Here is a 12,363-nt window from a genome sequence, read left to right on the forward strand (position 1 = left end):
GCCCACCAGCACCACCGCCAGGCCGGGCGTGATGCCGTTCTCATCCTTCAGCCGCGCCACATGCGCCGCCACCTTCTCGCGGACCGTGGCCGCAAAGGCCTTGCCGTCAATGATTGTTGCGCTCATCTCTCTAGTCCCTGTTCCGCGCGGTCCATGCCACGCCCCGAAATGATGGACGGGTGCGGAAGCATTCCGCCGCCGCACCCGCACTGTCAGGGACCCGAGGCTCAGGCCCCCTCAGTTGCTCTTGCCTGTCGGGCGGAGCGATCCGCCTTAGAACAGGCCTTCGATCTGGCCCGCGTCGTTCAGGCGGATGCTTTCCGACGCCGGCACCCGGGGCAGGCCCGGCATGGTCATGATCTCGCCGCAGACGACGACGATAAAGCCCGCGCCCGCCGAAAGCCGCACTTCGCGCACCGGCACCGAATGGCCCGTGGGTGCGCCACGCAGGTTCGGATCGGTCGAGAAGGAATACTGCGTCTTGGCCATGCAGACCGGCAGGTTGCCATAGCCCTGCTCTTCCCAGAGCTTCAGCTGATCGCGGATCTTCTTGTCCATCAGCGCCTCGTCGGCGCGATAGATGCGCTTGCAGATGGTCTGGATCTTCTCGGCCAGCGGCATCTCGTCGGGGTAGATCGGCGAGAAGTTGGCGCTTTCACCCTCGGCCACGGCCACGACCTTGCGCGCAAGATCCGCGGAGCCTTCGGAGCCCAATTCCCAGTGACGGCTCAGCACCGCCTCGGCACCGTGGCTGGCGACGTATTCCTTGATCGCCGCGACCTCGGCATCGGTATCGGTGACGAAATGGTTGATCGCCACGACGACCGGCACGCCGAAGCTCTTGAGGTTCTCGATGTGACGGCCCAGGTTCGGGCAACCCTTCTTGACCGCATCCACGTTTTCGGCGCCCAGGTCGGCCTTGGCCACTCCGCCGTTCATCTTCATCGCGCGCACGGTGGCCACGCAGACCACGGCGGACGGCGCAAGACCGGCCTTGCGGCACTTGATGTTCATGAACTTCTCGGCGCCCAGGTCGGCCCCGAAACCGGCTTCGGTCACGACGTAGTCGGCCAGCTTCAGCGCGGTGGTCGTCGCGATGACCGAGTTGCAGCCGTGCGCGATGTTGGCAAAGGGACCGCCGTGGACGAAGGCCGGGTTGTTTTCCAGCGTTTGCACCAGGTTCGGCTGCATCGCGTCCTTGAGCAGGACGGTCATCGCGCCTTCGGCCTTGATGTCACGGCAATAGACCGGCGACTTGTCACGGCGATAGGCGATGATCATCGACCCAAGACGCTCTTCGAGATCCTTGAGGTTCTTGGCGAGGCAGAGGATTGCCATGACCTCGGAGGCCACGGTGATGTCAAAACCGTCCTCACGCGGGAAACCGTTGGCCACACCGCCCAGCGAGGAGGTGATCTGGCGCAGCGACCGGTCGTTCATGTCGACAACGCGGCGCCACTGGACGCGGCGCAGGTCGATTTCCTGTTCGTTGCCCCAATAGATGTGGTTGTCGATCATCGCCGAGAGCAGCGAATGCGCCGAGGTGATGGCGTGGAAGTCGCCGGTGAAGTGGAGGTTCATTTCCTCCATCGGCACGACCTGCGCCATGCCGCCCCCGGCGGCGCCGCCCTTCATCCCGAAGTTCGGGCCAAGCGAGGCTTCGCGGATGCAGATCATCGCCTTCTTGCCGATATGGTTCAGACCGTCGCCCAGACCCACGGTCGTGGTGGTCTTGCCTTCGCCCGCCGGCGTCGGGTTGATGGCGGTGACGAGGATCAGCTTGCCGTCCGGGCGGTCCTGAACCGAGTTGATGAAATCCTGGCTCACCTTGGCCTTGTCGTGACCGTAGGGCAGCAGGTGTTCGCCCGGAATGCCCAGCCCGTCGCCGATCTCCTGGATCGGTTTCTTCTTGGCCTCGCGGGCGATTTCGATATCCGTTTTATGTGCCATGTTAAGTCCCTGTGGGTTGGAGCTTGGGTTACTCGGCTGCGGTTTTTGCCAAGGCCTCGACCCTCACGGCCGAGAACTTGAACTCCGGGATCTTGCCGTAGGGGTCGATCGCCGGGTTGGTCAGGACGTTCGCCGCCGCCTCGACATAGGCGAAGGGGACGAAAACCATGTCCTCGGACACGGCGCGGTCGGCCCGCGCCATGATCTCGATGCTGCCCCGCCGCGTGGTCAGGCGGATCATCTCTCCGGGAACCACGCCAAGCGAGCGCAGCGTCCTGGGGTGCAGCGAACAGTTCGCTTCGGGTTCCACCGCGTCCAGCACGCTGGCCCGCCGTGTCATCGACCCGGTGTGCCAATGTTCCAGCTGGCGGCCCGTGGTCATGATCATCGGATAGGCCTCGTCCGGCGCCTCGTCCGGTGGGATGACGGCGGCGGGGGTGAACTTTGCCCGCCCCTCGGCGCGGGGGAACCCGTCGCCAAAGACCACCGCCTGTCCCGGATCGGTCGGGCTGAGCGAAGGATAGGTCACGGTTTCGGTTTCCAGCCGGTCCCAGGTGATGTTGTCCAGCGACTTCATCACCAGTTTCATCTCGGCAAAGACCTCGGAGACATCCGAATAGTCCCAGGGCAGGCCAAGGCGCTGCGCCAGGTCGACGGTGATCTCCCAGTCCTCGCGCGCCTCGCCCGGCGGCGGAACGGCCGGACGCACGCGCTGTACTTGCCGATTGGTGTTGCTGACCGTCCCGTTCTTTTCATAAAGCGCCGAGGCAGGCAGGATCACATCGGCAAAGTTCGCCGTCTCGGTCAGGAAGATGTCCTGCACCACCAGGTGTTCCAGCTTGGCAAAGGCCTCGCGGGCGTGGTCCACATCCGGGTCGGACATGGCCGGGTTTTCGCCCTGGATGTACATGCCCTTGATGTTGCCGGCATAGACCTGATCGACGATCTCGGTGACGGTCAGGCCCTTCTTGTTGGACCAATCCTCGTCCCGGCCCCAGACGCCAAAGATGTCTTCCCGAACCGCGTCATCCTCGACCGAGCGGTAGTCGGGCACGAACATCGGGATCAGACCGGCGTCCGATGCACCCTGCACGTTGTTCTGACCGCGCAGCGGATGCAGGCCGGTTCCCGGACGACCGACATGGCCGGTCATCAGCGCCAGGCTGATCAGGCAACGCGAGTTGTCGGTGCCGTGGATGTGCTGGCTGACACCCATGCCCCAGAAGATCATGCCCGCCTTGGCTCCGGCAAAGGTGCGGGCCACGTCGCGGATCACGTCGGGTGCAATCCCGCAGATCGGCTCCATCGCCTCGGGGGTAAAGGCCTTGAGGTGTTCCTTCTCGGCCTCCCAGTTCTCGGTGAAGGCCTCGATATACTGCTGGTCGTAAAGCCCCTCTTCGACGATCACGTTCATGATCGCGTTCAGCAGGCTGACATCGGCACCTGGGCGGAACTGCACCATCTGGTAGGCATGGCGCTTCAGCCCCTGCCCGCGCGGATCCATCACGATCAGCTTGCCGCCGCGCTTGGCGAACTGCTTGAAATAGGTCGCGGCAACGGGGTGATTTTCCAGCGGGTTGGCGCCGATGATGATCGCCACGTCCGCGTTCTCGACCTCGTTGAAGGTCGCGGTCACCGCGCCCGATCCGACGTTTTCGATCAGGGCCGAAACAGAAGACGCATGGCAGAGCCGCGTACAGTGGTCGACGTTGTTGTGCTTGAAGCCCTGGCGGATCAGCTTCTGGAACAGGTAGGCCTCTTCGTTGGTGCATTTGGCACTGCCGAAGCCTGCCACCGACTGCCCGCCATGAGCCTGGCGCAGCCTGGCCAGGCCACCGGCGGCGGCCTGCATTGCCTCTTCCCACGACGCTTCGCGGAAATGGGTCAAAAGGTTGCCGGGATCGACGTTCAGCCCCTTGGCCGGCGCGTCCTCGCGGCGGATCAAGGGCTTGGTCAGCCGGTGCGGGTGGTGGATATAGTCAAAGCCGAAGCGGCCCTTGACGCAAAGGCGCCCCTCGTTCGCGGGGCCGTTGATGCCTTCGACATACTTGACCTTGCCATCCTTGACCTTGAGCGAAACCTTGCAGCCGACGCCACAGAAGGGGCAGACGCTTTCGGTTTCGCTGTCATAATCCGAGCTGTCGCCATGCTGCGCCTCGTCGACGACAGTCGAGGGCATCAGGGCGCCGGTCGGGCAGGCCTGAACGCATTCCCCGCAGGCCACACAGGTCGAGGCGCCCATCGGGTCGGCGAAATCGAAGGTCGGATAGGCATCGTGACCACGACCGGCCATGCCGATCACGTCGTTGACCTGAACCTCGCGGCAGGCCCGCACGCATAGGCCGCACTGGATGCAGGCATCCAGGTTGACGCTCATCGCGACGTGGCTGTCGTCCAGCAGCGGGATGCGGCCTTCTTCGAGCTTGGGAAAGCGGCTGGTGTCGATGCCGTTTTCATCCGCCATGTCCCAGAGGTGCGAGGACCGGTCATGTGCCACTTCGCGTTCCGGCTGGTCCGCGACAAGCAGTTCCATGACCATGTTGCGCGCGGCCTTGGCGCGGTTGCTCGCGGTGTTGACGACCATGCCCTCGGACGGCTCGCGGATACAGGAGGCGGCCAGCGTGCGCTCGCCCTCGATCTCGACCATGCAGGCGCGGCAGTTGCCATCGGGGCGATACCCCGGTGCGGGCTTGTGGCAGAGATGCGGGATCTTCAGACCGCGACCATTGGCCACTTCCCAGATCGTCATCCCCTTTTCGGCGGTGACGTCCTGGCCGTCCAGCTTGAAGGTGATTGTCTCGCTCATCGCTCAGACCTCGTCGGGAAAATGCTTGATTGTCAGGCGGATCGGGTTCGGGGCGGCCTGTCCGAGGCCACAGATCGAGGCGTCGACCATCGTCTGGCTCAGCTCTTCAAGCAGGCCCTGGTCCCAGCGGCCGGCCTGCATCAGCTTGACCGCCTTTTCACAGCCTGCGCGGCAGGGCGTGCACTGGCCACAGCTTTCGTCCTCGAAGAAGCGCAGCATGTTCAGCGCGGCATCGCGGGCGCTGTCCTGGTCCGACAGGACCACGACGGCAGCCGAGCCGATGAAGGAGCCATGCGGCTGCAAGGTATCGAAATCCAGCGGCACGTCGTTCAGCGACGCGGGCAACAGCCCCGAGGACGGACCACCCGGCTGGTACGCCTTGAAGCTGTGCCCTTCCAGCATGCCGCCCGCTGCCTCGATGATATCGGTGATGGTCGAGCCTGCCGGCAGCAGATGCACGCCGGGCGTGTTCACACGGCCGGACACCGAGTAGCTGCGCAGACCCTTGCGACCGTTCTTCTCGACCGAGTTCAGAACCTCCGGCCCTTCGCGCAGGATGCGGGCCACCCATTTCAGCGTTTCGACGTTGTGAACCAGTGTCGGACGGTCAAAGACCCCGACCTGGGCCACAAAGGGCGGACGATGGCGCGGGATGCCGCGCTTGCCCTCGATCGACTCGATCATCGCGCTTTCTTCGCCGCAGATATAGGCGCCCGCGCCACGGCGCAGGTCGATGTATCCGGGGGTAACGATACCGGCCTCTTCCAGCGCGGCAATCTCGCGGCGCAGGATTTCCAGCACGGCGGGGTATTCGTCGCGCATGTAGATGAAACAGGTTTCCGCCTCGACCGCCCAGGCGGCAATCAGCATCCCCTCGAGGAAAAGATGCGGCGTGCGTTCAAGGTAGTAACGGTCCTTGAACGTGCCGGGTTCACCCTCGTCACCGTTTACCGCCAGGTAACGCGGGCCCGGATTGGCGCGCACAAAGCCCCATTTCTTGCCGGACGGGAAACCAGCACCGCCAAGCCCGCGCAGGCCGGCGGACAGGACCTTGTCCTGGACCGCTTCCCAATCGCCATCCTGACGCAGGTCGGCCAACACCTTGTAGCCACCTTCAGCCTTGTAGGCGTCAAAGGTTTCATAGTCGGGAATGCGGGCATGGGTTTCACCCGCAGCGATCGCGGCCTGCACCTTTTCCGGCGTGGCATGATCGATGTGATTGTGCCCCAGTTCCAGCACCGGCGCGGTATCGCAACGCCCCATGCAGGGCGCCCGCAGGACACGCACCTGGGTCGGGTCCATCCCCTTTTCCAGCGCCGCGCGCAGCTGATCCGCACCCGCCAGTTCGCAGGACAGCGAGTCGCAGACACGGATTGTCAGCGCGGGCGGTGGGGTGTCGTCTTCCTTGATGACGTCGAAATGCGCATAGAAGGTCGCGACCTCGTAGACCTCGGCCATGCTCAGGCGCATTTCTTCGGCAAGGGCCCGCAGGTGCCGGGCCGAAAGATGTCCAAAGTGGTCCTGGATCCGGTGAAGGTGCTCGATCAACAGGTCACGGCGGCGCGGCGCATCCCCGAGGAGAGAACGAACCTCGGCCAGTGCTTCGTCATCATACTGACGGCCTTTCGGCGTGTGACGCCCCTTGCCTCGGCCTGTCTTCCAGATACCCACGTCATCGAGCGACATGTTCAACGATCCTCTCGGTTTTTAGACCTTCAATACTTTCCCAATAATCAATTTATTTTACCCACGGTCAACACCAAATTTTGGCACCGAAGGGAAAAGGGCATCGCTGAAGAGGATGGAATCGTGCACTTGGCGCGGTCGATCCGAACGGCGCCTGCCTTCGCAGAGAAACAAATTTCGCGGATAGGAAATTTATATTTTTTAATTTATAATCAATTACTTGATTCGAATAACACGCCTCAACACGAAACACTTGCTCGCACATTCAGTCGTGTTCTTCGCGCGATAGATCGGGCCGCCGCCACTCCTTGGATGGCGGTGACAACCGGTCGATCTGAAGCGCTCAATTAACAATGCCAGTGAAATTCAGCGGCAAGCCTCGCTGCCTGGGCTTTCGACCCGCCCTTGCCGATGAGATTGGTGACCGTTGTCGCGCGCCCAGAGAGCAAAACGCATTGTCATCCGACGCCTGAAAGCCCGGGAATCAGGCTGGAGAATCGACATGGCGGCGAAGACTCGCACAGGGGTGGAACCGCTTTTGGCAGGACCTGCGCCGTAACAGGGTCAGCCGGGCCAGTTCACCAGTTCTGCCTCTATCTGGCCGCGCAATGCATTGCACATTCGCAGGCCCGTGGCTGTCAGCAGGTCATCCGGGGTCACGCAGCCAACCCGCACTTTTCCGGTCGACAACAGCTGCGCCCGCATGACCCCCGGCAAGACCCCGTCCGACAGGGGCGGTGTCACCCACTGATCCCCCTGACGAACCAGCAGGTTGGTGATCGTGCCTTCGCAGACATGCCCTTTCTCATTCAGAAAGACCGCCTCGTCCACGCCTTGGGGAAGTGCTGCGCGCATGTCATCGTAGAGACGTCGGCGCGTGGATTTCACCCGTAGCCAAGGGTCTTTCGAATCGAGCGTTGCCGGCGCGATGGCAACACGCCAGACAGCCGCAGGGGGCGGCAAGGACGCCGTTGTCGTCTCGAGCCGCCCGTCGCTGTGCAATACGGCGCGCACCCGCAGCGGGTCTGCCCCTTCGATCCCCGCCAAGACACCATCAAATGCCCCGGGATCAAAGCGAAACCCCAGCTTGCGAGCCGCGAGGCACATCCTGTCCCGATGCCGACGCGCCAGGACCACGCCCTGCCCCGGCTGCCACAGCATGGTTTCGATCAGGCCGGTTCCTGCTGGAACGTCGCGAAACGGCTTTTCCACAGCGCCTCCTCGTATTCATTGTCTGCACGGCTGTCCCAGACGAGGCCACCGCCGACATTCAGTACCGCTGTGCCATTCTCGACCAACAGCGTCCGGATCGCCACGTTGAATTCCGATCGCCCGTCGGGTGCCGCCCAGCCGATGGCGCCGCAATAGGCCTCGCGCGGGGCCGTCTCCAGGTCGTTGATGACTTCCATCGCGCGGATCTTGGGCGCGCCGGTGATCGATCCACAGGGAAACAGGGCCCGGAAGATATCAGAAAGTTCAATGCCGGGCGCCAGCCGCGCCTCGATCTGGCTGACCATCTGATGCACGGTTTCATAGGTCTCCACCTTGAACAGTTCCGGCACGGATACGGTTCCGGGCGTCGCGACCCGGGACAGGTCGTTGCGCAAGAGATCAACGATCATCAGATTTTCGGCCAGGGTCTTTTCATCCCCAGCCAGCCAACTGCGCAGATCCGCGTCCTCTTTCGCCGTTCGTCCCCGCGGCGCGGTTCCCTTCATCGGGCGCGTCGCTATTCGGCCGTCCCCGTCGACGCGGAAGAACAGTTCGGGCGAGCGCGACAGGATAGCCGGGCCATCATCAGGCATGACCAGCGCGCCGTGCGACACTGGCTGACGGGCGGAGAGCGCACCGTAGAGTGCCCTCAAGTCACCTGAACAGGGCGCGCAAAGCGGAAAGGTCAGGTTGGCCTGGTAGATGTCCCCGGAACCAATCCAGTCATGAACCTGCGCAAAGGCGCTGGCGTAGCGTGTCGCATCCCAGTCCGGTCGGAAGGTCCCCAGACTGAAATCTCCGCCCCGAGGCGCTGAGACGGGTCCGGGTGCGGGATAGACGCCAAAACACAAAAGCGGCATGCGCCGCCTGTCCGGCATCCGGTCTTCAAGGCGCGACTCCAGCGCATAGCCCAGTTCGTAGCTGGCATAGCCTGCAAGCCACTGCCCCGCCTGGCGCGCAGCATCGAGCTCCGCGAGTGCCGTCGGCACGTCCTCTGCGCTGTCGGCACGGATCAGGCGCGACGGGTTGGCAAATTCTGCTGCCGCATAGCCGGGGCCGAAATCGAACCGTATTTCCATCCTGCGCCCTGCCCAGAAGACCCGTTTCCAGAGTCGGGAGCGATACAGCAGGACAGCCTCGGGTTCAAATTATTTCACTCAAGGGAAATTCACGAAGGGCCGCAGTGGCTCTTCAGAATATTGATAATCGCTCACTTCGGTGAAACTTGGCTGGGGTGGTAGGATTCGAACCTACGGTACGCGGTACCAAAAACCGTTGCCTTACCACTTGGCTACACCCCAACCGTGGCGCGCTACTTACGATGAGGTTTCAGCGGGATCAAGACCAAAGTTTCAGGAATTTCACTTACCCGCCATCTGCGCCGGACCACCCTCTGCCGGAGCCTCTCCGAAGAAGCGGAACTGGGCCCGCCCGGCGCGTTTGGAGGCGTAGAGTGCCATATCTGCCTGCTCCAGCAACTCGTCAGGATTCTCGATGCCGCCGCTGGCGGTGGCGATGCCGATACTGGCGGAAACCCGGCACTCCCGGCCGTCGTAGCTTACCGGTTCCTCGATCCGGTCTATGAGATCGGCGGCAATCTCACCAAGACGCTCGGGCCGCATCAGGCCACCGAAGACAATCAGGAACTCGTCCCCGCCGACCCGGACTGCGGTATCATCCTTGCGGATAACGTCCGTCATGATGCGCGCCACATGCCGCAACACCAGATCCCCGGCCGCATGCCCCAAGGTGTCGTTGACCTGTTTGAAGAAATCCAGGTCGATGTGCATCAGGGCAAACGGTTCCCTTCCGCGCTTGAAACGTTCCAGAACCGCGTCAAGCGCCCGGCGGTTGCGCAGCCCGGTCAGGGTATCCGTGAAGGCCCGTTCTTCGGCGGCGACCATCGCTCCCTGAAGCCTGGTATTCAGGTTCCGGGACGCATCCATCGCCGCGGACTTTGCCTCGACCAGGTACAACATTTCGACGGCAAGATCCGTGGGCGCAAAATCCGAACTGGTCAGGGCATAGTCCCGCACCGCGCTCATGACATGGATGCCGAAAGACAGGTTGACCACTGCGCCACCCTGTCCATCGGCAACAAGCACGCCGTAAAGCTGTGTGCGGACTCCGCCGCGCAGCCGCAGACGGATCTTGCGGCCTTCGGTCTGCAACAGCTGCTTCATGCAGGTTACGGCGCGGGGCCTAAAAACCTCGAACACCTCGAGGAAGCGGGCGCCCTCCAGCGGTTCGGGACTGATCTTGTGCAAGGTCGGGCCGGCCTGGCGGATATGGCCCGAAGGCTCCAACAGCAGGTGCATCGGGCAGATCAGGTGCAGGATTTCCTCGGGCAGCATGCTCATCCCTCGCCCGCCCCGCCACTGCCCGCAGCCAGTTCGAACTCCCGCCCCTCGGCATAGGCGGTCTCGATCACCGTCACCATCAGGTATTGTTCGCCCCGGTGCCCGCTTTCGGTATCCAGAAGAACCAGCGCGCCGTAGTCATCGGCCATCGCCCGTAAGACGCCCATCATGACGTAGCCGAACCCGGGCAGGCCACCGCCCACCCGCAGCTTGAACTGGGTGTTGCCGTTGTCCGTCAGTTCAAGGTCAGGCAGGACGAGATCGGCGACCACCAGGCGGCTCCGGTCCGGAAGATCGTCCAGGGAATGCAGGAACTCGATGAAATCGACGCCACCAAAGCGCAGTAGGCGGCGCAAGCCCTCACTGTTGGGGTGCGACACGAGGTAGGTGCCGACATCCTCCCAGATCGCCTCGGCCGGCTTGTCCAGCACGGTTTCCGCCGCACCGATCAATGCGCTGTAGGTTTCGGGCGCATAGTTCAACATCGCCTCGAAGTCGGGCACCTCGAGGCCCGCCTTCTCGGCAATGTCGGCCCATATCCCGGGCCCATATGTATCCTCCACAAAGACCTGGAAGGTCCGCAGGATCAACCCATGCATCTTGCCATACCTCAACGCCTTGGTCGGAGCATGGCGGTCAGCGATTAAAAATCCGGAAACAGGTACAATTGCCCGGATTTCCGCGGGGAAGCCTGCGGACAAAGACCAGTCTCAGAAATCCGTCGGCGCCCCGCCCTCTGCCTTGCGGCGCGCGACGAAGTCCTCCAGCTCCTCACGGATCGCCACGTCCAGGGGCGGCGCCTCGAACTCGTCCATGATACGTTTGAACTGTGTATGCGCGCGCTCGGCCGTCCAGACAGCGCCAGCGGCTTCCCAGGCCTCGAAGTTCTTCCAATCCGACAGGAAGGGTTGGTAAAAGGCGGTCTCGTAGCGTTCCTGCGTGTGATCGACCCCGAAGAAATGGCCATTGGGGCCGACTTCGCGGATCGTCTCGACCGCCAGTGCATCGTCCGAAACATCGCAGACCTCGGGTTCGAGGTAACGCTGGATCTGCTGCAAAACCTCGCAGTCCATGATGAACTTTTCCGGGCTGGCCACCAGCCCGCCTTCCAGCCAGCCCGCAGCGTGATAGACCATGTTGGTGCCCGACTGGACCGCGGCCCAGAGCGAATGTTCTGTCTCCCACATGGCCTGCCCGTCCGGCACGTTGGCCGCGCAGACCCCCGATGACCGCATTGGCAATCCGTAAAACCGCGCCATCTGGCCGGTCATCTGGGTGGCACGCATGTACTCCGGGGTGCCGAAGGCCGGCGCGCCGGTCTTCATGTCGACGTTCGAGGTGAAAGTCCCGATCACGCAGGGAACACCGGGATTGATGATCTGCGCCAGAACCACCGCCGCCAGCCCCTCGGCCAGGGATTGCGCCACCGCGCCCGCCATCGTCACAGGCGCCATCGCACCGGCCAGCGTGAAGGGCGTCACCACCAGTCCCTGCCCGCGCCGCGCCATGCGCATCCAGCCATCCATCATCGGGTAGTCATGCTTCAATGGCGAGGTCGAGTTGATGTTGGTGTACATCCGCGGAACCGCCTCGAACTCTTCGTGGCCGATCCCCTGGCTGATCCGGACCATTTCCATCACGTCCTCGACCCGCTCCTTGCCCAGTGAATAGGCATGCATGACCTTGTCGGTCAGCGTCAGCTTGTCAAAGACCACGTCCAGATGGCGCACGCTGGCATGCACGTCCACCGGCTCGACCGGGTAGCCGCCGGCGAAGTGGATGCAGTTGAAATACTGCGTCAGCTTGAGCAGGTTGGCACATTGCTGGCGGGTGCCGGAGACCTTCTTGCCGATCTCCAGATCATAGTAGTTGGGCGGGGACGAGACGTTGCCAAAGAGGATATGCCCGTCCCCGATGGTCAGTTTGCGGTCTGGGTTGCGCGGCATGAGCGTGAACTTCGCCGGGGCCTTGGCGACCATCTCCATGACCATGTCACGCCCGATGCGGACGTTCTCGCCCTGGACGGTGCAACCCGCGGCACGCAGGATCTCGACCGCTTCGGGGTGCAGAAACTCGATTCCGATCTCTTCGAGGATGCGCATGGTCGCATGGTGTAGGCGTTCCACGCCCTCCTCGGTCAGCGGTTCCGTGGGGCGATCGATGTTGACGGGCAGACGCCAGGGCATCTGTTCGATTGCCGCGCCACCGCGGCGCCGGTTGCCCGCGCGCCCCCCGGTCCGGCGGCGTTTCTGGGCGGTCAAGATAGCGTCAGCGGCATCCGGCATGGTGGCTCTCCGTGTCTGGTGCCCACCATCACACAGCGCCCGCGACGCGCCTTCCTTCGCAAAA

At 63.1% G+C, this 12,363-nt stretch carries 8 protein-coding genes, 1 tRNA gene and 1 pseudogene; all 10 read right to left on the reverse strand.

Going from position 1 to position 12,363, the window contains the following annotated elements; all coding sequences use genetic code 11:
* Positions 1-126: pseudogene (locus G9Q80_RS20085) on the reverse strand (bifunctional methylenetetrahydrofolate dehydrogenase/methenyltetrahydrofolate cyclohydrolase); the annotation flags it as partial.
* Between the two features lie 147 nt (positions 127-273).
* On the reverse strand, positions 274-1,950 hold the full coding sequence (locus G9Q80_RS20090) for a formate--tetrahydrofolate ligase (RefSeq protein ID WP_043136686.1): 1,677 nt from the start codon (positions 1,948-1,950) through the stop codon (positions 274-276).
* Between the two features lie 28 nt (positions 1,951-1,978).
* Positions 1,979-4,756: a formate dehydrogenase subunit alpha gene (gene fdhF / locus G9Q80_RS20095; protein ID WP_088715335.1), complete on the reverse strand. Its 2,778-nt coding sequence runs from the start codon at positions 4,754-4,756 to the stop codon at positions 1,979-1,981.
* Positions 4,757-4,759: 3 nt separating this feature from the next.
* Complete coding sequence (locus G9Q80_RS20100; RefSeq protein ID WP_088715334.1) at positions 4,760-6,442, reverse strand: NAD(P)H-dependent oxidoreductase subunit E; 1,683 nt, start codon at positions 6,440-6,442, stop codon at positions 4,760-4,762.
* A gap of 564 nt (positions 6,443-7,006) precedes the next feature.
* Positions 7,007-7,654, reverse strand: a complete 648-nt coding sequence (locus tag G9Q80_RS20105; protein ID WP_133066409.1) for an aminotransferase class IV family protein — start codon at positions 7,652-7,654, stop codon at positions 7,007-7,009.
* Positions 7,612-8,733, reverse strand: a complete 1,122-nt coding sequence (locus tag G9Q80_RS20110; protein ID WP_088715332.1) for an aminodeoxychorismate synthase component I — start codon at positions 8,731-8,733, stop codon at positions 7,612-7,614. Before G9Q80_RS20110 ends, G9Q80_RS20105 begins: the two co-directional genes overlap by 43 nt.
* Positions 8,734-8,880: 147 nt before the next feature.
* Positions 8,881-8,955 (reverse strand) — tRNA-Gln (locus tag G9Q80_RS20115).
* A gap of 60 nt (positions 8,956-9,015) precedes the next feature.
* Complete coding sequence (locus G9Q80_RS20120; protein WP_088715331.1) at positions 9,016-10,014, reverse strand: GGDEF domain-containing protein; 999 nt, start codon at positions 10,012-10,014, stop codon at positions 9,016-9,018.
* Positions 10,011-10,613 (reverse strand): heme NO-binding domain-containing protein, encoded by a 603-nt coding sequence (locus G9Q80_RS20125; protein WP_043136831.1) that lies wholly within the window; start codon positions 10,611-10,613, stop codon positions 10,011-10,013. The genes G9Q80_RS20120 and G9Q80_RS20125 overlap by 4 nt, the downstream gene beginning before the upstream one ends.
* Before the next feature lie 111 nt (positions 10,614-10,724).
* Positions 10,725-12,299 (reverse strand): trimethylamine methyltransferase family protein, encoded by a 1,575-nt coding sequence (locus G9Q80_RS20130; RefSeq protein WP_088715330.1) that lies wholly within the window; start codon positions 12,297-12,299, stop codon positions 10,725-10,727.
* Positions 12,300-12,363 lie beyond the last annotated feature (64 nt).

It is taken from the genome of Mameliella sp. LZ-28 (genome assembly GCF_012274245.1).
GTDB lineage: Bacteria > Pseudomonadota > Alphaproteobacteria > Rhodobacterales > Rhodobacteraceae > Antarctobacter > Antarctobacter albus.

Bases quoted from the DNA above. Each gene is read 5' to 3' on its own strand.
- G9Q80_RS20090 (WP_043136686.1), bottom strand. From the start codon at position 1,950: ATGGCACATAAAACGGATATCGAAATCGCCCGCGAGGCCAAGAAGAAA.
- fdhF (WP_088715335.1), bottom strand. From the start codon at position 4,756: ATGAGCGAGACAATCACCTTCAAGCTGGACGGCCAGGACGTCACCGCC.
- G9Q80_RS20100 (WP_088715334.1), bottom strand. From the start codon at position 6,442: ATGTCGCTCGATGACGTGGGTATCTGGAAGACAGGCCGAGGCAAGGGG.
- G9Q80_RS20110 (WP_088715332.1), bottom strand. From the start codon at position 8,733: ATGGAAATACGGTTCGATTTCGGCCCCGGCTATGCGGCAGCAGAATTT.
- G9Q80_RS20120 (WP_088715331.1), bottom strand. From the start codon at position 10,014: ATGAGCATGCTGCCCGAGGAAATCCTGCACCTGATCTGCCCGATGCAC.
- G9Q80_RS20125 (WP_043136831.1), bottom strand. From the start codon at position 10,613: ATGCATGGGTTGATCCTGCGGACCTTCCAGGTCTTTGTGGAGGATACA.
- G9Q80_RS20130 (WP_088715330.1), bottom strand. From the start codon at position 12,299: ATGCCGGATGCCGCTGACGCTATCTTGACCGCCCAGAAACGCCGCCGG.